12 protein-coding genes are annotated in these 21,479 nt (G+C 75.2%); 9 read left to right on the top strand and 3 right to left on the bottom strand.

What is annotated here, in order from left to right; translation table 11 throughout:
• Positions 1 to 439: 439 nt before the first annotated feature.
• The 4 genes from ACFYW5_RS34645 (at position 440) to ACFYW5_RS34630 (ending at position 14,693) form a co-directional block, all read left to right on the top strand.
• The gene (locus ACFYW5_RS34645; RefSeq protein WP_389421117.1) at positions 440 to 9,058 is read left to right on the top strand and encodes an amino acid adenylation domain-containing protein; all 8,619 of its coding nucleotides are present in this window, start codon (positions 440 to 442) and stop codon (positions 9,056 to 9,058) included.
• Positions 9,051 to 13,160 (top strand): alpha/beta fold hydrolase, encoded by a 4,110-nt coding sequence (locus ACFYW5_RS34640; RefSeq protein ID WP_389421116.1) that lies wholly within the window; start codon positions 9,051 to 9,053, stop codon positions 13,158 to 13,160. The genes ACFYW5_RS34645 and ACFYW5_RS34640 overlap by 8 nt, the downstream gene beginning before the upstream one ends.
• Before the next feature lie 37 nt (positions 13,161 to 13,197).
• Positions 13,198 to 14,427, top strand: a complete 1,230-nt coding sequence (gene ccrA, locus ACFYW5_RS34635; protein ID WP_389421115.1) for a crotonyl-CoA carboxylase/reductase — start codon at positions 13,198 to 13,200, stop codon at positions 14,425 to 14,427.
• Between the two features lie 71 nt (positions 14,428 to 14,498).
• Positions 14,499 to 14,693, top strand: coding sequence for an antitoxin (locus tag ACFYW5_RS34630; protein WP_389421114.1), 195 nt, complete (start codon positions 14,499 to 14,501; stop codon positions 14,691 to 14,693).
• Between the two features lie 53 nt (positions 14,694 to 14,746).
• Here the strand turns inward: ACFYW5_RS34630 and ACFYW5_RS34625 are convergent, their stop codons facing one another.
• From ACFYW5_RS34625 to ACFYW5_RS34615, 3 genes are all read right to left on the bottom strand, one after another.
• Positions 14,747 to 15,445, bottom strand: a complete 699-nt coding sequence (locus ACFYW5_RS34625) for a 4'-phosphopantetheinyl transferase superfamily protein (protein WP_389421113.1) — start codon at positions 15,443 to 15,445, stop codon at positions 14,747 to 14,749.
• Between the two features lie 198 nt (positions 15,446 to 15,643).
• On the bottom strand, positions 15,644 to 17,128 hold the full coding sequence (locus tag ACFYW5_RS34620; RefSeq protein ID WP_389421112.1) for a class I adenylate-forming enzyme family protein: 1,485 nt from the start codon (positions 17,126 to 17,128) through the stop codon (positions 15,644 to 15,646).
• Entirely contained in the window at positions 17,128 to 17,376 is a 249-nt protein-coding gene (locus ACFYW5_RS34615) for an acyl carrier protein (RefSeq protein ID WP_389421111.1), read from the bottom strand. Before ACFYW5_RS34615 ends, ACFYW5_RS34620 begins: the two co-directional genes overlap by 1 nt.
• A 324-nt stretch (positions 17,377 to 17,700) precedes the next feature.
• Between ACFYW5_RS34615 and paaA the strand changes: the two genes are divergently transcribed.
• The 5 genes from paaA to ACFYW5_RS34590 are packed head-to-tail and all read left to right on the top strand — an operon-like array spanning position 17,701 to position 21,456.
• Positions 17,701 to 18,711 (top strand): 1,2-phenylacetyl-CoA epoxidase subunit PaaA, encoded by a 1,011-nt coding sequence (gene paaA / locus ACFYW5_RS34610; RefSeq protein ID WP_389421110.1) that lies wholly within the window; start codon positions 17,701 to 17,703, stop codon positions 18,709 to 18,711.
• Positions 18,708 to 19,019: a 1,2-phenylacetyl-CoA epoxidase subunit PaaB gene (gene paaB / locus ACFYW5_RS34605; protein ID WP_389421109.1), complete on the top strand. Its 312-nt coding sequence runs from the start codon at positions 18,708 to 18,710 to the stop codon at positions 19,017 to 19,019. The genes paaA and paaB overlap by 4 nt, the downstream gene beginning before the upstream one ends.
• Before the next feature lie 55 nt (positions 19,020 to 19,074).
• Entirely contained in the window at positions 19,075 to 19,815 is a 741-nt protein-coding gene (paaC, locus tag ACFYW5_RS34600; protein ID WP_389421130.1) for a 1,2-phenylacetyl-CoA epoxidase subunit PaaC, read from the top strand.
• Positions 19,812 to 20,330: a 1,2-phenylacetyl-CoA epoxidase subunit PaaD gene (paaD, locus tag ACFYW5_RS34595; RefSeq protein WP_389421108.1), complete on the top strand. Its 519-nt coding sequence runs from the start codon at positions 19,812 to 19,814 to the stop codon at positions 20,328 to 20,330. The genes paaC and paaD overlap by 4 nt, the downstream gene beginning before the upstream one ends.
• 10 nt (positions 20,331 to 20,340) lie before the next feature.
• Positions 20,341 to 21,456, top strand: a complete 1,116-nt coding sequence (locus ACFYW5_RS34590; protein WP_389421107.1) for a 2Fe-2S iron-sulfur cluster-binding protein — start codon at positions 20,341 to 20,343, stop codon at positions 21,454 to 21,456.
• The last annotated feature ends 23 nt before the right edge of the window (positions 21,457 to 21,479 follow it).

Genomic DNA, 21,479 nt, shown 5'->3' with positions numbered 1-21,479 from the left:
GGGAATCGGTGTGCCGCCGCGGCTGTCCGCGGGGGGCGGGGGCCTTTTGAGAGTGCACGGCGGAGCGTGGCCGAATCCAGTGCGGAGCCCGGCGTGCGGGGAAGTCGCGTGATTTCCCTAGAAGTTGGCGGCCGGGAAGAGGGAGTGGCGCCGCGCACTCCCCGGCATCGCATTCTTCAGGGAAACCCCTGAAGTGCGTCCGGAGAGCCGGGTTCCGCTTGACCCGGCCCGTTGCGGTGGCCCACCGTGCTGTGCCGGAAGACCGGGGCCGGGTGACGTGATCGCCCCCGCCCCCGGCGTGCCACCTGCCCTTCCACCCGTGGGCCCGCCCGGCGCGTACCGACACGCGCGGGCGGCACGGAGCGGTGGCCGCACCCGTCCGATCCGGCCGGGCCTTCGCCGTCCGGGACATTACGGCTTGCCACGTGAGGGTTGTGCTATGTCACTCCAGGAGGACGAACGTCGACCGCTGTCCGGGGCCCAGGAGGGCCTCTGGTACGCCGGACGGCTCGCACCGGACAGCGCCGCGTACAACACGGCGGAGGCGGTGGAGATCCACGGCCCCCTCGACACCGGCCTGTTCGAGACGGCGCTGCGGCGCGTCGTCGGTGAGGCCGACACCTTCGCCCTGAAGTTCGCCGACACCGACGACGGGCCCCGCTGCCGCCCCGCCGCGGACGCCGGCGACTGGCCCCTGCACCGGGCGGACGTCAGCGGCGCCGGGGACCCTGAGGCCGCCGCGTGGGCGCACGTCCGCGCCGACCTCGCGACGCCCGTGGACCTGGAGAAGGGCCCGCTGTTCGCGCACACCCTGCTGACCCTCGCCCCCGACCGCCACCTCTGGCTGCTGAGGGCCCATCACCTCCTGCTCGACGGCTACAGCTACAAGCTCCTCGGACGGCGCCTGGCCGACACGTACAACGCGCTGGCCGAGGGACGTGAGCCGGACCCCGCCGGATTCGCGCCGGTGAGCCGCCTCCAGGAGGAGGAGACGGCTTACCGCGCCTCCGACGCGTACGCCCGCGACCGCGAGCACTGGGCGCGGCGCCTGTCCGGCCTGCCCGAGCCCGCCCGGCTCACCTCCCGCACGGCCGCCCCCACCACGCCCTTCCTGCGCCGCACGGCCGAGCTGACGCCCGCCGAGACCGGCGCTCTCGACGCCGCCGCGGCCCGTCTCGGCGTCCGGCGCACCGACCTGCTGGCCACCACCACCGCCGCCTATCTGCACCGGATGACCGGCGCCCGCGACCTGGTGCTCGGCCTCGCCACCATGAGCCGCCTCGGCAGCGCCGCCCTGCGCACCCCCGGCACCGCCTCCGACGTCCTCCCGCTGCGCGTGGCCGCCGCCCCGGACACGCCCCTCGCGGAGCTGGCGGCGACCGTCGCGGACGAACTGAAGGCGCTGCGCCGCCACCAGCGGTACCGGGCCGAGTTCCTCCGCCGCGACCTGGGCCTGCTGGGCACCGGGCGGCGGCTGTACGGGCCGGTGCTCAACATCGTCCCGTTCGACGAGTCCCCGGTGTTCGGCGGGCACCCCACCACCTGGCACCACCTGTCCGGCGGAGCCGTCGACGACCTGCAGATCTCGGTGCGGCCCGGCACCGCCTCCGGGGGACTGTGGCTGGCCTTCGACGCCAACCCTGCCCTGTACGAGGAGGCCGAACTCGCCCTGCACCGGGACCGGTTCCTCACGGTGCTGCGCCGCCTGGCCGAGGCCGACCCGACGACCCCGCTGGGCGACCTGGACGTCCTGCTGCCGGGCGAGCACCCCCGCGACACGCCCGTCCACACGTATCCGGCCGAGCGGACCCTCACCGAGCTGTTCGAGGAGCGGGTGGCGGCCGGGCCCGAGCGGACCGCCGTCACCTGCGGGGGCGAACGGCTCACGTACGCCGCGCTCAACGCCGAGGCCAACCGTCTGGCCCGGCTGCTGACCGACCACGGCGCCGGGCCGGGCCGGGTGGTGGCCCTCGCCCTGGAACGCGGGACGCGGCTGCTGCCCGCCCTGCTGGCCGTCCTCAAGACCGGCGCCGCCTACCTGCCCCTCGACCCAGGCCACCCGGCCGGACGGCTGCGGCTGGTCGTCGAGGACGCCGCCCCCGTCGTCCTCGTCACCGAGGGCGCCCACGCCCACCTCGCCGGGGACGCGCTCCCTGTCGTCCGCCTGGACGACGAGCAGGTCGCCGCGGACCTGGCCCGCCGCTCCGCCGCCGACCTCACCGACGCCGACCGGCACGGGCCGGTGAGCCCGTCCGACACCGCGTACATCATCCACACCTCCGGCTCCACCGGCCGCCCCAAGGGCGTGCCCGTCCCACACTCCAACGTCGTCCGCCTCCTCGCCGCCGCGGCCGAGCACTTCGACTTCCGCGCCGACGACGTGTGGACGCTGTTCCACTCCTACGCCTTCGACTTCTCCGTCTGGGAGATCTGGGGCGCCCTGCTGCACGGCGGCCGGGTCGTCGTCGTCCCGTACGCCGTCAGCCGCTCCCCCCGGGAGTTCCTGGAGCTGCTGCACCGCGAGGGCGTGACCGTCCTCAACCAGACGCCCTCCGCGTTCGAGCAGCTCATCGACGCCGACCTCGAACGCGGCGGCGGCACCGGGGCGTTGCGGTACGTCGTCTTCGGCGGCGAGGCCCTGCGCCCGGCGCGGCTGCGCCCCTGGGCCGACCGGCACGGCCTGGACCGCCCCGCGCTGGTGAACATGTACGGCATCACCGAGACCACCGTGCACGTCACCCACCACCGCCTCACCCGCGCCGACCTCGACGACCCGCGCCGCTGCAGCGTGATCGGCACCCCCCTCGCCGACCTGCGCGTCCACCTCCTCGACGCCCAGGGACGCCCGGTGCCGCCCGGCGCGACCGGCGAGATGTACGTCTCCGGCCCCGGCGTCGCCGCCGGATACCTGAACCGGCCCGACCTGACCGCCGGCCGCTTCCTCGACGACCCCTACGGCCCGCCCGGCACCCGCATGTACCGCTCGGGCGACCTGGCCCGGCGCCGCCCCGACGGCACCCTCGACTACCTCGGCCGCGCCGACGCGCAGATCCAGCTCCGCGGCTTCCGCGTCGAACCCGGCGAGATCGAGGCCGTCCTCGCCGCCCACCCCGGCGTCACCCGCGCCGCCGTCGTCCCCCGCCGCGCCGACAACGGCGCCCTGCACCTCGTCGCCTACACCGTCCCCTCCGGCGACGCACCGGCCGGCCCCGCCGAGCTGCGCGCCCACGCCGCCGCGCACCTGCCCGAGCACATGGTCCCGGCCGCCTGCGTCCCGGTGGACACGCTGCCGCTGACCGCCAACGGCAAGCTCGACGTCGAGGCCCTGCCCGCCCCCGACTTCACCGCCGCCGCGACCGGCGCCCGGCCCGGCACACCGCGGCAGGCCCTGGTGTGCCGCCTGTTCGAGGAGGTGCTGAAGCTGCCCCGGGACACCGTGGGCACCGACGTGAACTTCTTCGACCTCGGCGGCGACTCCCTGCTCGCCACCCGTCTGCTGGCCCGCCTGCGGCACGAGACCGGCGTCGAGATCCCCATCACCGCCCTCTTCGGGACACCGACCCCCGACGCCCTCGCCCGGCGGCTCGACGTACCGGCGGACGGCGCCCTGCCCCGTCCGGCCCTCGGCACCGCCGAACGCCCGGCGCGGGTGCCGCTGTCGTACGCCCAGGAACGGATGTGGTTCCTGAACCGGCTCGACGACGGAGCGGCCACCTACAACATCCCGCTCCTCGTCCCGCTCGCCGCCGCTGTCAACACCGACGCGCTCCGGGCGGCCCTCGGCGACCTCTGCGACCGGCACGAGATCCTGCGGACGGTGATCGCCGACAACGATGGCGTCCCCCACCAGCGCATCCTGCCGCCGGGGGAACTGCGCCCCGTCCTGCGGCACGTCGACTGCCCCGCCGCGGAGACGGCCGCCCACGTCACCGCCGCGCTGCGGTACCGCTTCGACCTCACCGCCGAAAGCCCCCTCGCCGTCTGGCTGCTGGGCTCCACCCTGCTGTTCGTCCTGCACCACAGCGCCGCCGACGGCTGGTCGCTGCGTCCCTTCGCCGAGGACCTGAGCACCGCCTACGCGGCCCGCCGCGCCGGGCGGGCACCCGACTGGACACCGCTGCCCGCGCAGTACGCCGACTACGCGCTGTGGCAGCGCGCCCTGCTCGCCCCCGGACCGGACGGCCCCGGGCGGCTGGAGCGGCTCACCGCCCACTGGCGCACCGCCCTGGACGGCCTGCCCGAGGAGTGCACCCTGCCCGGCGACCGGCCCCGCCCCACCGCACCGCGCGGCGGCGGCGCGCACGTCGAGACGACCGTCGGCCCCGACCTGCACCGCAGCCTGCTGAGCCTCGCCGACTGCGAGGGCGCCAGCCTCTTCATGGTGCTGCACGCCGCCGTCAGCGCCCTGCTCACCCGCTGCGGCGCCGGCGAGGACATCGTCCTCGGCACCCCCGTCGCGGGCCGCACCGAACCCGCCCTCGACCCCCTGATCGGGCTCATCACCAACACCCTGGTGCTGCGCGCCGACACCTCCGGCGACCCCGCCTTCCGGGACCTGATCGCCCGGCTGCGCACCGCCGACCTGGCCGCCCTGGACCACCAGGACCTGCCCTTCGACCGGCTGGTCGACGACCTCAACCCGCCCCGCACACCCGGCCGCCACCCCCTGTTCCAGGTGATGCTGGCCCTGCAGAACAACGAACCCGCCGTCCTCGAACTCGACGGGACACGCGCCGAGCTACGGCCCACCGCCACCGGCACCGCCAAGTTCGACCTCTTCGTGGACGTCCTGGAACGCCACACCCCCGACGGCACCCCCGACGGCCTGACCCTGCACATCGAGTACGCCACCGACCTGTACGACCCCGGCACCGCCGAGGCGTTCGCCCGCGCCCTGCACGACGTCCTTGGCACCGTGAGCGCCGAGCCCGGCACCCGCGTCGGCGAGCTGCCCGCGCTCCCCGGGCGCACCCCCGCCCCGGCCGCGGCCGACCCAGCGGAACTGGAGGAAGCGGCCCTGTCCGTGCCCGGCATCCGCGACGCCCGCGCCCTGCCCGGCACCGACGGCACCCCAACGCGCCTGTACGTGGTCCCCGGGAGGGCGGACGCCGCCGTACGCGTCGAGGAACTCCTGGACCGCGCGGGCCACGGCACCGTCCGGGTCACGGCGGTCAACGCGCTGCCCCGCGCCGAGGACGGCACCGTCGACACCGCGGCGCTGCACGCCCTGCCCGCCATCGACCGCACCGCCGCCGGCACCTGGCGGGAGCGGCTGGCACAGATCCCGGGCGTCACCACGGCCGACGTGACGGTGGAGAACACCCCCGAGGAACTGGAACGCCGCCACACCGGCCTGCCCGACCGCACCACAAACCCAGCCCCCGCCGCCCGCACCCAGGCCGCCTCCGCCGTACCGGCCCTCAGCGAGGGCCCCGCCCTCACCGAGCCGTCCGTGCCGGGCTGGGCCGAGGCCCTGCGCCGCGCAGCCGCACAGGACCGGGGCGACATCGTCCACGTCCACGCCGACGGCAGCGAACACCGGCGCACCTACGCCTCCCTGATCCCCGAGGCCTCCCGCGTGCTCGCCGGTCTGCGCCGGGCGGGCCTGCGCCCCGGCGACCAGGTCATCCTCCAGTGCGACGCCACGGAGGACTTCCTCGCCGTGCTGTGGGGGTGCGTCCTCGGCGGCTTCGTCGCCGTCCCGCTGACCGTCCCCACCACCTACGACACCCCGTCGGCGGCCCTGGCCAAGCTGGAGGGCATCTGGCGGATGCTCGGCCGGCCCTGGATCGTGTGCTCCGCCGGCCGCGAGGCCGGGCTGCGCGCGGTCGCCGCCCGCCAGGACTGGCCCGGCCTGCGGCTCACCACGGCCGACGCGCTGCGCGAGGCGCCCGAGGACCACGACTGGCACCCCGCCGCACCGGACGACCTGATGCTGATGCTGATGACGTCCGGCAGCACCGGCCTGCCCAAGGCGGTGCGCCTCACCCACCGCAACGTCCTGACCCGCTCCGCCGCCACCGAGCAGCTGAACGGCCTCGGCGCGGACGACGTCTCCCTGAACTGGATCCCCCTCGACCACGTCACCGGCGTGGTGATGTTCCACCTGCGCGACGTGTACCTGGGCTGCCGCCAGATCCACGCCCCCACCTCCTACATCCTCCAGGACCCGCCGCGCTGGATGGACCTCGCCGACCGGCACCGGGTCACCGTCACCTGGGCGCCCAACTTCGCCTTCGGACTCCTTGCCGAGCACTCCCACCGCTTCACCGGCCGCACCTGGGACCTGTCGCCGATGCGGCTGGTGATGAACGCCGGCGAGGTCATCGTGGCCCCGGCCGCCCGCCGGTTCCTGCACACGCTGAAACCGTTCGGCCTGCCGCAGGACGTGATGCACCCCGGCTGGGGCATGTCCGAGACCTGCTCCGTGGTCACCGACGCCGTCCTGCCCGCCGAACCCGTCCCCGGCGAGGGGACGTTCGTGAGCTGCGGCCTGCCCTACCCCGGGTTCGCCATGCGGATCGTCGACGAGCAGGGCACACTCCTCACGGAGGGCGAGGCGGGCCGGTTCCAGGTCCGCGGCACCTCCGTGACCGGCGGCTACCACGACAACCCGGGCGCCAACGCGGAGGCGTTCACCGAGGACGGCTGGTTCGACACCGGCGACCTGGCGTACCTGCGCGACGGTGAGCTGTACATCACCGGCCGCGCCAAGGACGTCATCATCGTCAACGGCGTCAACCACTACAGCCACGAGATAGAGGCGTGCGTCGAGGAACTGCCCTACGTGGAGCGCAGCTTCACCGCCGCCGTCGCGGTGCGCTCCGATCCGTCGTCGCCCACCGACGAACTCGCGCTCTTCTTCCACGTCACCGAGGAGGTCACCCCCGGTGCCCTGCGTGAGATCGCCGGGAAGGTGACCCGGGAGATCGGCGTCAGCCCGGCCTTCCTCATCCCGGTCGTGCGGGACGCGATCCCCAAGACCGAGATCGGCAAGATCCAGCGCACCAGGCTCCGCAAGAGCTTCGAGGCGGGCGCCTTCGACGACGAGGTCCGCCGGACCCAGCTGCTGCTGGGCACCGCCGCGACCGTCCCCGACTGGTTCCTGCGGCCGGTGTGGCAGCGCACGGAACGCCCCCGGGCCCGGACGACGCCGCCCGGCCGGCACACCCTCGTCCTCACCGGCGGCGACCCCCGGGTCCAGCGGCTCGCGGAACGGCTCGCCGACGTACTGCGGTCCGGCGGAGGCCTGTGCACCGTGGTCGGTGAAGGGACGTCGTACACCCGGCTCGACGCCGCGCACCACCGCCTGCGGCCCGCCGAGGAAGCCGACTACGCCGAGCTGCTGCGGCGGCTGGACGACGACCGGCGGCCGGTCGACGCCGTCCTCCACCTCGACGGGCTGCGCGGCCCCCGTGCTCCGCGGACGGCGCCGTGGGACACGACCGGTGCGCAGGAACTGCTCGCCTTCGCCCGCGCCCTCGCCGCCCGGCCCGGCCGGCAGCGCCCCGTCGACCTCGTGTACGTGACGGCGGGCGCCCAGGCCGTACGCCCCGGCGACCGCCCGTCCCCGGCCCACGCCATGGCGGGCGCGCTGCTCAAGTCGCTGGCCGAGGAGTTCGGCTGGCTGCGCGGCACGCACCTCGACCTCCCGCCGGACGACAGCACGGACCCGCTGGCCCTGCTGACGGCCGAGGCGACCGTCACCGCGGACGGCGCGGAGGTGGCGTACCGCGACGGACACCGCTACGCACGCCGCCTCGCCGCCCTGCCCGACACCCCGTCCCGCGCCGAGCCGCCCGCCCACGACGGTTTCGCGCTGCTCACCGGCGGCCTGGGCGGCGTCGGCGCCGAGCTCGCCGCCCATCTGCTGCGCACCCCCGGCACCCGGCTCCTGATCACGGGCCGCACACCGGAATCCGAGGCCGAGGGCCTTGCCCGCCTGCGCGAGCTGGGCGAGGTCCGCTACGCCCGCGCCGACGTCACCGACGAACACCAGGTACGGGCTGCGGTGGAGGCCGCCGCCGAGGCGTGGGGCGCGCCCCTGTCGTCCGTGCTGCACCTGGCGGGGGCGCTCGTCGAACGCCCCGTGGGCGAACTGGACGCCGCCACCTGGCGCCGGGCCCTCGCGGCGAAGACGAGCGGCGCGTGGACGCTGCACCGGCTCACCGCCGACCACCCGGTCACCTCCTTCGTCACCTTCTCCTCGGTGAACGGCTTCTTCGGCGGCGCCATGAACGCCGCCTACGCCGCCGCCAACGCCTACCTGGACGCCCTCGCCCGGTACCGCCGGAGCCTCGGCCTGCCCGCGCAGTCGCTGGCGTGGAGCATGTGGCGCGAACGCGGCATGAGCCGGGGCTACGGGCTCACCGCCCTCACCGAGGCCCGCGGCTACCGGCTGCTCGACGCGCCCGCCGCGCTGCGCTCGTTCGACCTGGCCCGCACGCTGGACGAACCGCACCTGCTCATCGGCGCCGACCGCACCGCCCCCTGGGTCCGCAGCCACGTCGTCGCCCCCGTGCGCCAGACGCGGCGCCTGGCCGCCCGCGTCGGCCTGGAGGACGGCACCGACCTGGGCGCCCTGTACCGCGCGGCGGCCGACGGCGCCCGCGCGGCGGAGCTGTCGGACGACACGTGGACGCTGCGCTCGGCGGGTACCACCGCACGCCCGGACGAGGCGGGGGCGGGGGAGGAACTGCGGCGGCTGGAGAACCGGCTCGCCGAGGTGTGGTGCGGCGTGCTGGGCCGCGACCGGGTGGGCCGGGACGAGAACTTCTTCGACCTGGGCGGCAACTCGCTGCTCCTCGTCACCGCCCAGACCGCCGTCAACCGCGCCTTCGGCACCGACCTGTCGGTGGTCGACCTGTTCGCCCACCCCACGGTCCGGGACCTGGCCCGTCACCTGTCGGCCGCGGGGGCCGGTGCACCGGCGGTCGCCGAACAGCCGCCACGGCAGGAGGCCGACGGCCTGGACCGCGCCAGGGAGCAGGCACAGCGGCAACGCGCCGCCCGCGCGCGCCGCACCGCACGGCAGGGCAAGGACCGGGACCGTGCCTGACAGGCCGAGCGGCACGCGGCACCCCACCGAGCCGTACGACGACCGGACGCAGCCCCTGCCGTGCTCCACCCAGCCGTACGACGACCGGACGCAGCCCCAGCCGCGCCGCACCCAGCCGTACGACGACCGGGCGAAGCCCACCCCACACCCCGCCGAGCCCCGAGACGACCGGGCGAAGCCCACGCCGCACACCACCGAGCCCCGAGACGACCGGGCGAAGCCCACGCTGCACACCACCGAGCCGGGAGAGGACGAGGCACAGGCCGTGCATGACACCAGCGCACCCCACGACGAGGAGTTCCCCGAGTTCCCCGCCGTCGCCGTCATCGGCATGGCGGGCCGCTTCCCCGGCGCCGACGACCTCGACGCCTTCTGGGAGAACCTCGCGGCCGGGCGGGAGGCGATCCGGCCCGTCACCGACGAGGAGTACCTCGCCGCCGGCGGCGACCCGCGCGGCCTGGCCGACCCCACGCTGATCCGGATGGTGTCGGCCGTCGAGGGCATCGACCGCTTCGACTCCGGATTCTTCGGTTACAGCCCCGCCGAGGCCGCCGTCGTCGACCCGCAGCAGCGGCTGCTGCTGGAGACGGCCTACCACGCCCTGGAGGACGCGGGCTGCCTCGGCGGCGACCGTACGGCCGAGGCGGTCGGCGTCTACGCGGGCGCGGGCGACAGCCGCTACTACCCGGCCCACGTGCACCCGCGCTTCGCAGGGCAGCCCGGCTCGGTGGAGCTGGTCCACGCGGCCACCGCCAACTCCCTCGGCACGCTCGCCACCCGCGTCTCCTACGAACTCGGCCTCACCGGACCGAGCGTGTCCCTCCAGACGGCCTGCTCCACCGCGCTGGTCGCCGTGCACACCGCCTGCCAGGACCTGCTGGACCACCGTTGCGACACCGCGCTCGCCGCCGCCGTCTCCCTCAACCCCTCGGCCGCGCTCGGCTACCGCCACGTGCCCGACGGACCGTTCTCGCCTGACGGCCACTGCCGCGCCTTCGCCGCCGACGCCGCCGGAACCTCCTCCGGCGACGGCGTCGGGGCCGTCGTGCTCAAGCGGCTGGAGGACGCCCTCGCCGACGGCGACCGCATCCGCGCCGTCATCCGCGGCAGCGCCGTCAACAACGACGGCCGCCGCAAGGTCGGCTTCAGCGCGCCCAGCGCCGCCGGACAGACCGAGGTGATCCTCGCCGCGCAGGCCCAGGCGGAGGTCGACGCCGGCACCATCGGCCTGATCGAGGCGCACGGCACCGCCACCAAGCTCGGCGACCCGATCGAGGTGTCCGCGCTCACCGAGGCGTTCCGGCACAGCACCCGGCGGACCGGCTTCTGCGCCCTCGGCTCGGTGAAGACCAACATCGGCCACCTCGGCGCCGCCGCGGGCATCGCCGGACTCATCAAGGCCGTCCTGGCCCTGGAACACCGGCAGATCCCGCCGAGCCTGCACTTCGACCGCCCCAACCCGCTCATCGACTTCGACGCGAGCCCGTTCCGCGTGCCCACCGCACTGGAGGACTGGCCCGAGGGCGACCACCCCCGCCGAGCCGCCGTCAGCGCCTTCGGCATCGGCGGCACCAACGCCCACGTGATCCTGGAGGAGGCCCCGCCCACCGCCCCCGGCACCCCCCGCCCGCCCGAGGACGGCCGCCGCCTGGTGCTGCCGCTGTCCGCGCGCACCGCGGGCGCCCTGCGCGGCCAGGCCCAGGCACTCGCCCGGCACCTCGAACGCCGCCCGGACCTGCGCCTGGACGACGTGGCGCACTCCCTGCGCACCGACCGGCCGGCGCTGCGCCACCGCCTCACCGTCACCGCGGCCTCCCGCGACGAGGCCCTCGACGCGCTGCGCTCCGCGGCCCCCGCCACCCCGCCGCTCTCCGACGACCCGGCCCGCGTGGCGTTCCTGCTGCCGGGCGGCGGCACCCAGTACCCGGGCATGGGCGCGGAGTTGTACCGCGACGACACCGTCTACCGCGACACCGTCGACGAGTGCGCCCGCATCCTGCGGCCCGTCCTCGGCGCCGACGTGCGCACCGCCCTTTTCGAGGAGCGGCGGCCCGACGACACCGCCGCGTTCCTCGGGCTCGTGGTCACCGAATACGCCCTGGCCCGCACCCTCACCGAGTCGGGCGTCCGCCCCGACGCGCTGATCGGCCACTCGCTCGGCGAGTACACGGCCGCCTGCCTGGCCGGGGTCATCGACCTGGCGGACATGCTGCCCCTGGTCACCGAACGCATCCGCCTCATCAGCACGGCCGGCGGCGCCACCGTCGGCGTCGCCGCCCCGGCCGAGGAGATCCGCCCGCTGCTCGACGATGGCCTGTCCCTGGCCGCCGTCAACGCACCCGGCGCCTGCACCGTCGCCGGACACCTCGACGCCGTCGAACGCTTCGAGGCCGAACTGACCCGCCGGGACGTCCCGTTCCGCCGCCTGCGCATCCCCGCCGCCGCCCACTCCCACGTCCTGGACCCGCTCCTGCCCGCCTACGAGACCCACCTGCGCCAGGTCACCCTGCGCCCGCCGCGCATCCCGTATGTCACCAACGTCACCGGCACCTGGGTCACCGACGCCCAGGCCACCTCCGTACGCCACTGGCTCGACCACACCCGCGACACCGTGCGGTTCGCCGACGGCATCGCCGCCCTGTGGGACCGCCTGCACCCCGTCCTCGTGGAGATCGGGCCGGGCGACACCCTGACCAGGCTCGCCACCGGCCGGCTCGCCGACGCGGCACCGGTGACGGTGACCACCATGCGGCACGCCAAGGCCGAGGCGTCCGACGGTTTCGTCCTCGCCGAGGCGCTGGGACGGCTGTGGAGCGTGGGCGTGGACAGCGCCCTGCCCGCGGTGCCGGGGACGCCCCGGCGGGCCCCGCTGCCCCCCTACGCCTTCGAACGCCGGCACCACTGGATCGACGCCCCCGGCACCCGCACCGCCCCGGACGACACTCCGGCCGCGGAAGAGACCGCCTCCGGCCTCGCCCCGCGGCCCCGGCTGGCCACGGAGCACGTACCGCCCCGCACCGCACGCGAACGGGAAGTCACCCGGCTCTGGGAGGACACCCTCGGCATCGGCGGTATCGGCCTGCACGACAACTTCTTCGACCTCGGTGGCGACTCGATGCGCGCCGTGCTGCTCGCGGGCCGGCTGCGCCAGGCCGGTGTCCTCGACGTCGCGGCGGCGGCCCTGCTGGCCGCGCCCACCGTGGCCGGAGTCCTCGCCGCCGCCGACGAGCAGGACGGGGAGGCGCAGCGGACCGCCCCCACCGCGCTCGGACCGCTGCTGCCGCTGCGCGCCGAGGGCACCGCCACGCCCCTGTTCTGCGTCCACCCCGGCGCCGGCGTCTCCTGGCGCTACACCGGTCTGCTGCCCCACCTCGGCGGCGACCAGCCCGTCCACGGCATCCAGGCGGCCGGCCTCGACGGCACCCGGCCGCCCGCGCCGGACGCCGCCGCCATGGTCGCCCACTACCTCGACCTGGTGCGCCAGGTGCAGCCGCACGGTCCGTACCGGCTGCTGGGCTGGTCCTACGGCGGATTCGTCGCCCACGCCATGGCCTGCGCCCTCCAGCGCGACGGCGAGCGCGTCGAACTCCTCGCCCTGCTCGACGCCCCCCAGCCGCACGGCACCGCCCACGACCCCGACGCGGCCGAACGCCAGGTGGCGGCCCTGCTGTCGCGGGTGGCCGGTCTCCCCGTCGACGCGGAGGCAGCCGTGGAGAGCGTCCTGGAGCGGATCGACGCCCGCGTCCTTGCCGACCCGGCGAGCGTGCCGGTCACCCGCGCCGAGGCCGCCGCCATCGCCGCCGTCATGCGCAACAACCTGCGCATCGCACCCCAGTTCGCCCCCGGCGTCTACCGCGGAGACGTGCTGTTCTTCAGCGCCGCCGAGGAGCAGCCCACCGACTTCCCGGCGGACTTGGCGGTGCTGCCCGGCAAGGCCGACAGCTGGCGGCCCTACGTCGACGGCACCCTCCACGACCACCACGTGCCCTGCGGCCACTACGAGATGACCGAACCCGAACCGATCGCCCGCATCGGTGAGGCGGTCGCCAAGGCCCTGCGCGGCCCCGGCGACCGGACCGCCACACCCCCCGTGAACCCGTGAACCCGTGCACCCGTGTTGAGTGTTGAGGAGAACCAGCGTGAGAACGACCCAGGACCTCTACGAACTCGGGGACGCGCCCGAGATCGGCACCGTCCCGACGAAGATGTACGCCTCGCTCATCCGCCGTGAGCGCTACGGACAACCCGTCGACGCCTTCCGTACCGAGGTGGTCGACGTCCCGCCCGTGGGCCGCGGCCAGGTCCTGGTGAAGGTGATGGCCGCCGGCATCAACTACAACAACGTCTGGGCGGCGCTGGGCGAGCCGCTCGACGTGATCGCCGCCCGGCAGAAGGCGGGCGCCACCGAGGACTTCCACATCGGCGGCTCCGACCTGTCCGGGATCGTCTGGGCGGTCGGTGAGGACGTCCGCGGGGTGAAGCTCGGCGACGAGGTCGTCGTCCTCGCCAACCGCTGGGACGAGAGGGCCGAGGACATCCGCCTCGGCGGCGACCCCACCTGGTCCACCAGCCAGCGGGTGTGGGGCTACGAGGAGAACTACGGCTCTTTCGCCCAGTTCGCCGTCGTCGACGACTACATGCTCCACCCCAAGCCCGTCCGGCTGTCCTGGGCGCAGGCCGCCTGCTACATGGCGACCGCCGCCACCGCCTACCGCCAGCTGTTCGGCTGGTCCCCGCACACCGTGCGCCCTGGTGATCCGGTGCTGATCTGGGGCGGCGCAGGCGGCCTCGGCTGCATCGCCATCCAGCTGGTGCGGCACGTCGGCGGCATCCCCGTCGCGGTCGTCTCCAGCGAGGAGCGCGGCGAGTTCTGCCTCAAGCTGGGCGCGGAGGGCTGGATCGACCGGCGGCGGTTCGACCACTGGGGGCGGCTGCCGGACACCTCCGACGACGAGGCGATGGGCCGCTGGCTGTCGGGGGCCCGCGCCTTCGGACGGGCTTTCTGGGAGGTGCTCGGCGAGCGCCGCAGCCCGCGCATCGTGCTGGAGCACTCCGGCGCCGACACTATCCCCACGTCCCTGTACCTGTGTGACAACGGCGGCATGGTCGTCCTGTGCGGCGGCACGACCGGCTACAACGGCGACGTGGACCTGCGCTTCATGTGGATGCGGCAGAAGCGCCTGCAGGGCTCGCACGTCGCCACCGCCCGCGAGGCACGGGAGATCACCCGGCTGATCGACCAGGGCGTCATCGACCCGTGTTTGTCCCGGACCTTCGATTTCGAGGAGATCGGCCTCGCCCACCAGCTCATCCACGACAACCGCCATCCGGCGGGGAACATGGCCGCCCGAGTGGGCGACCGGGGGTGATTCGTCCCGGTTCAGAGGGGTACCTGCGGCGGGGTACGACTTTCACGCCACCCCCGCCGGAGGTACTTCTCATGGGCAAGCTGGGCGACATGATGAACAAGGCCAAGCAGATGGCCAAGGGCCCCCCCGACCAGGCCGACAAGGGCGTCTCGGGCGCCGAGCGCGTGGTCGACGAGCGGACCGGCAACAAGTACGACGCCAAGACCGACACGGCCGCCGACGCGGCACGGCGTACCTACCGGGACGGCGGCAACACGCAGCGCTGACCCGGTAGCGGGGTCTCCCTGCCCCCGGCGCGCCGGGGGCAGGGAGACCCCGCTCAGCCGTGGGCGTCGGCCCGGCCGACGACGTAGCTGAACACGCCCGCCCCGACGCGCACCACCCGCACCCGCACCGCGTGTGCGGGTTCCGCGCGCGGGCAGACGCGCAGACCGTCCCCGTCGGGGCGGACCTGCAGGTCGCGCAGGCTCTCCACCGGTCCGGCCGGGTGCTCGCCGTCCGGCCCCACGAGGGCCTTCCAGGCGGCCTCCTTCGCGGAGAACAGCTCCGTCACCGACCAGGCCTGCGCTCCCGCACCGAGCAGCGCCTCCTCGTCCGCGCGCAGCACCAGGCGGGCCGCGCCGCGCGGGAGGGGACGCAGTTCCAGGTCGCAGCCGAGCGGCAGGTCCCGGCCCGGGGCGCGGGCAACTGCGACGGCGATCCCGGCACTGTGCGAGATCGACGCCGCCCGGCCCGGCGGAAACACCGGCAGCCGGCCCGACCTGGAAATCTCCCCGCACTCCAGCCCTACCGCGCGCAGCGCCCGCCGGGCGGCCCGGCGTCCGGCCAGGAACTCCAGCCGACGCTTCGGCGGCATCGACGCCGCTGCGGCCGCCTCGGCGGGCCCGGCCGGTTGCGGCCCCGGCTCGCAGACGGCCGCGACGCCCAGCCCGAGCGCTCCGCCCGCTGCCCGCGCGGACGCGTCATCCGCGGCCCGGGCGGGCCCTCGGGCTGCCGCCCGCCCGGCCTCACCGCCCACGGTCTGCCAGGGGCCACTCCCAGCCGCCCGCCCAGGCTCACTTCCTGCTGCCCGCCAAGGGGCGCTCCCTGCCGCCCGCCCGGCCTCACCGCCCGCCGCGCCCGAGGACTCCCGACCGTTCCGGGCCGGGCAGGACGTCTCCGTCCCGGCCGGCCCGGTCCGCGCGGAACGTGGGGTCATCGGCGTCCGCCGCACGCGTCACACCCGCAGCAGTTTCTTGACGATCTTCCCGGCGGGGTTGCGCGGCACCTGCTCGATGAACTCCACCCGCCGCGGGCGCTTGTACGGCGCGAGCAGCCCCCCGACATGCGCGAGCAGCGCCGCCGCGCCCGCCTCCGCGCCCGGTTCCAGGGCGACGTACGCGAGCGGCACCTCGCCGTAGTCCTCGTCGGGCATCCCGACGACCGCCGCGTCCCGGACCGCCGGATGGGTCATCAGAGCGCGCTCGATCTCCGAGGGGTAGACGTTCTGGCCCGCACGGATGATGACGTCCTTCGTGCGGTCCACCAGGCTGATGCGGCCCTCGTCGTCGACGAAGCCGAGGTCACCCGTCCTGGTCCACCCGTCGAGGGTGATTTCGGCGGTGGCCTCCGGGTCGTTCCAGTAACCCTGCATGACGCCCGGCCCGCGCACCACGATCTCCCCGATCTCGCCGCGCGGCACCTCCCGGCCGTCCTCGCCCACCGCGCGGGCGGACATGCCCGGGACGACCCGGCCGCAGGGGATGCGGGCGGTGACGTCCCCCGGGGCGGGGTGCTCGTCGGGACCGAGCGTGACGAACGGGCCGCCCACCTCGGTCATGCCGTACACCTGCCGGAAGCCGCAGTCGAGCCGCCCGACCGCGTCGGTGTAGACGTCGAGCGGCATGGGGGCGGCGCCGTACAGGATCTCCCGCAGGGACGACAGGTCGGTGCGGTGGGACCCCTTGGCCTGGAGCATGAAGCGCAGCATCTGCGGCACCAGCCACATGTGCGTGGCCCGGTGCCGCTCCACCGCGGCCAGCGCCCGCTGCGGAGTGAAACCGGGCATCAGCACGACCGTGGCACCGGCCGCCAGGTAGGTCAGGGACACGACCATGCTGCCGTGGTACAGCGGGCAGCAGTTGACCATGACGATGCCGTCGGTGGGGCGGGCCATCACCAGCCAGCCCAGGGCGATCGCCCGGAACGACCCGCTGTCGACGGTCACCCCCTTGGCCTGCCCGGTGGTCGCCGAGGTGTGCAGGACGGCGATCGGGTCGGTGTCGGCCACCCGCGGCAGCTCCCGCGCCCCGGCCAGGGTGCCCAGCGCCGCGAAGGCGGGCTTGTCCAGCGCCAGCCGGATCCGCACCGACGCGGGCAGCTCGGGGTGCCGGTCCAGCAGTTCCGTCTCCCCGATGACGGCCACCGCGGCGACGCGTTCCACGATCCCGGCGACCTCGGGCTCGGCCAGGCTGTGGTTCAGCGGCACGAACAGCGCGCCGAGCCGGGCCAGCGCGAAGTAGCTCTCCAGGACCTCGATCCGGTCCTTGGCGAGCACGGCGACCCGGTCACCCCGCTCGATGCCCAACTCGGCCAGCCCGTACGCCAGTTCCAGCGTGCGGTCGTGGAACTGGGCCCAGGTGACGCTGCGTTCCTCGTCGACCAGGGCGGTCCGGTCGGGGCAGCACTGGCGGTTGCGTTCCAGCAGCTGCGTCAGCCACATCACGCACCGCCGCTCGCGCCGGCGACCGTGCGCTCGGCCACGAAACGTTCGTAGTCGGCGATGGTGCGCAGCTCCTGCACGTCCTCGGCGGTGATCTCCACGCCGAGCCGCTGCTCCACGAGCAGCACGAGACGCACCAGATCACCGGAGTCGATGCCGGTGTCGACCAGGGCGACGTCGTCGCCGACCTGGTCGGCGTACTCGGCCGTACCGGTGAGTTCGACCAGCAACTCCCTGATGGTGCTCATGATTTCCCCTTCCGCCTCGGCGTGCCGGCCGCCGCGCGATGTACGACTGTCACCCCCTGAAGAGGCGCACGGGACCGGGCCGCACTCCCCGGACCGGCCCGTGAGCTTTGTCACGCGCCCGAACCGGCCGCCGCGGGGATAGCCGGGCCGCGCCCAGGGCCTCTTACCGCTACGAAGCCACCCGCTCCGCCCGGCCCCGCACGGGCGGTCCCGAACCGAAGGAGTGATGCGCGTGCCCAGGCAGCCGGTACGGGCCCGCACCCCCGGACGGTGCCCGCGGTACGGCACCGCCGCGGCGGTCACCGGACGCCCGGGCGGTGGCCGGTGACCGCGCCGGCCACCGCCCCCGCCGTGGACGAGGGCGACCTGCTCGCGCACTTCGACGCGCTCGTCGCCGCCGGTGAGACGATCGAACCGCGCGACTGGATGCCCGACGGATACCGCCGCATGCTGGTCCGCCAGATCGCCCAGCACGCCCACTCCGAGATCATCGGCATGCAGCCGGAGGGCGCCTGGCTCACCCGCGCCCCGTCCCTGCACCGCAAGTCGGTCCTCATCGCCAAGGTCCAGGACGAGGCCGGTCACGGCCTGTACCTGTACTCCGCCGCCGAGACGCTCGGCGTGGACCGCGCCGACCTGCTGGACGCCCTGCACCGCGGGCAGCAGCGGGCCTCCGCCACCTTCAACCATCCCGCGCTCACGTGGGCGGACACCGGGGCCATCGCGTGGCTGACGGACGGCGCCGCCGTCATCAACCAGGCACCCCTGTGCCGCACGTCGTACGGGCCGTACGGCCGGGCGATGCGCCGCGTCTGCCAGGAGGAGGCGTTCCACGTCCGGCAGGGCTACGACCTGATGCGCGCCCTGTGCGAGGGGACGCCGGAGCAGAAGGAGATGGCCCAGGACGCGGTCGACCGCTGGTGGCTGCCGGCCGTGGCGCTGATGTTCGGGCCGCCCGACACCGAGGCGGGCGGCGCCGACGCGCCGAGCGCCGCACTGGGCGCCGGAGTCTCCCGCCGCGCGATGGCCTGGGGAATCAAGCGCCACACCAACGACGAGCTGCGCCAGCGCTTCGTCGACTCCTGCGTCCCGCAGGCCGAACGCCTCGGCCTGACGCTGCCCGACCCGGCGATCCGCTGGAACGAGGAGCGCGGCCACTACGACTTCACCCCGGTCGACTGGGACACCTACCGCGAGGCACTGGGCGACGACACCCACTGGGCGCGCCAGCGCATCGCGCACCGCCGAGCCGCGCACGAGGACGGCGCCTGGGTCCGCGAGGCCGCCGCCGCGTACGCCGCCGTCGAAGACGCGCGGGGAGGAGAGGACGGATGAGCGGGACGGGGGAGGGCGCACCGGCGTCCTGGGAGGTCTTCGTGCGGGCCCGCCGGGGCCTGGCCCACCAGCACGTGGGCTCGGTGCGCGCGGCCGCACCGGACGCGGCACTGGCCGCGGCCCGCGACCTGTACACGCGCCGGGGCGACCCGCTGTCGGTGTGGGTGGTCCGCTCCGACGCCGTCCACACGGCGTCCCCGGACGAACGCGACCCGTACTTCGCGGGCGCCCGCCACAAGCCCTACCGCTACCCCGAGCACTTCGCGCCGCTGACCGAGAAAGGCCCCGAAGGTGAGCATCACGAGTGACGCCCCGGCGGCGCGCCCGGACCCCCGGCCGAACGGACCCTCCGCCGCACCCGACCTGGCCCGGCACCTGCTGCGCCTCGGCGACGACGCGCTCGTCCTCGGCCAGCGGCTGTGCCAGTGGATCACCCGCGCGCCGACCATCGACGAGGACCTCGCCCTGTCCAACATCGCCCTCGACCTGATCGGCCACGCCCGCGCCCTGCTCACCCGCGCCGGACGGCTCGACGGCACCGGCCGCACCGAGGACGACCTCGCCTACGGCCGCCCGGACCGCGAGTTCACCAACGCCCTGCTGACCGAACTCCCCAACGGCGACTTCGCGGTGACCGTGGCCCGGCAGCTCGCCTACACCCACTACGCCGTCCTGTACTACGAGGCCCTCGCGCACTGCGCCGACCCCGACCTCGCCGCGTTCGGCGCCCGCGCCGCCAAGGAGGTCGCCTACCACCGGCTGCACGCCGACCGCTGGACGGTGACGCTGGGGCGCGGCACGAAGGAGAGCGCCCGCCGTATGAGGGACGGCCTGGAACGGGTGTGGCCGTACACCGCCGAACTCTTCGAGGAGGACGAGGTGCTGCGCCGCCTGGCCGCCTCCGGCACGGTGCCCTCCCCGGCACCGCTGCGCGAGACGTGGCTCGGGCAGGTCACCGAGGTCGTCACCGGGGCCGGGCTCACCGTGCCCCGGCCCGCCTGGTCGGCCACGGGAGGCCGCTCGGGGCTGCACACCGAGGAGTTCGGGCCGCTCATCGCCGAACTGCAGTCGGTGCGGCGGCAGTTCCCCGGAGGCACCTGGTGAGCGGGACCGTACCGGACACCTCCCGCCGCTCCGCCCAGGAGGTGCGCGAACGGGTGGCGGCGCTCCCGGACCCGGAACTGCCGGTGATCGGCCTCGGCGACCTCGGCGTGGTGGGCTCCGTCGCCCCGGCCGCCGACGGCGTACTGGAGGTGGAGATCACCCCCACCTACCTGGGCTGCCCCGCGCTGGGCGAGATCACCGCCGCCGTACGGGAGGTCCTGACCGCCTGCGGCCACCCCGAGGGCCGGGTCCGGCAGGTCCTCGCGCCGCCCTGGACGACGGACCGCATCACCCCCGAGGGCCGGCGCCGACTCGCCGCGCACGGCATCGCCCCGCCCGTCACCCCGGCCCCCGGTGGCCCCGGCCCGGTCCTCGTCGGTCTCGGCGAGGTGCCCTGCCCGCACTGCGGCTCACGGGCCACCCGGCCGCACAGCCCCTTCGGGCCCTCCCGCTGCCAGTCGGTGCTGTGGTGCACGGCATGCCGCGAGCCCTTCCCCCACCTGACCGCGCAGTAAGGCACCCACCGTGAACACCGCCGCCCCTGCCCCGCCCGCCGCCTCACCCCGCCCCCGCTGGCACCGGCTCCGCGTCACCGAGGTCCGCCACCCGACCGCCGACACGGTGGCCGTCACCTTCGACGTGCCCGCCGCCCTGCGCGAGGTCTTCGCCCACCACCCCGGCCGGCACGTCATCGTCCGGCACCGCCACGGCGACGGCGAATTCCGCCGCAGCTACTCGGTCTGCCCGCCCCCGCACGCCCCCGCGACCCTCCGCCTGGTGATCAAACAGGGCGCCCCCGACGGCTTCGGAACCCACGCCGCCACCCGCCTCGCACCCGGCGACCACCTCGAACTCTCCCCGCCCACCGGCACCTTCGCCCTGCCGGAGCTGCTCGGCGCCCACCACGTCCTCCTCGCGGGCGGCACCGGCATCACCCCGCTGGCCCCGATGGCCGCCCACGCGCTGCGCCGGGACCCGGCCTGCCGCGTCACCCTCGTCCACTCGGTCCGTACCGCCGCCGACGCCCTGCTGGCCGACGAACTGGCCGAGGTGAAGGACGAGTTCGTCGACCGGTGCACCGTCCTGCACGTACTGACCCGCGAGGACCGGGGGAGCGGGGGCGGCCCGCTCGCGGGACGGCTCGACGCGGCCGGGCTGCGCCGCCTGCTGGCGGCCGTGGACGCCTGCCCCGGCCCGGACACCGCCCACGCCCTGTGCGGACCGCCCGGCCTCGTCGACACCGCGCGGCGGGTCCTGGCCGAGGAGGGCGCCGATCCGGCGCTCGTCCGCTGGGAGCTGTTCACGCCCGGGGGGACGGCACAGCGGCCACCGGAACCGGCCACACCCGCACCCGGGGCGGGACAGGTCCAGGTCACCGCCCTGCTCGACGGCCGCCGCCGTGTCGCCACCGTTCAGCCCCACGACCCGGTCCTCCTCGACGCCCTGCTGCGCGCCCACCCCGACGTGCCGTACGCCTGCCGCGAGGGCGTATGCGGCAGTTGCCGCGCCAAGGTCCTGTCCGGGCAGGTGACGGCCGACGGCCAGCACGCCCTGGACGCACGGGACCACGCCGCCGGCTACACCCTCGTCTGCCGCGCCCGGCCGCTCACCCCCGAGATCACCCTCGACTTCGACACCTGATCCGTACACTCCCTGAAGCGAAG

The organism is Streptomyces sp. NPDC002779 (genome assembly GCF_042888685.1).
GTDB lineage: Bacteria > Actinomycetota > Actinomycetes > Streptomycetales > Streptomycetaceae > Streptomyces.
Note: the sequence above shows the minus strand (reverse complement) of the source record. Positions and strands in the feature narration are given on the sequence as shown.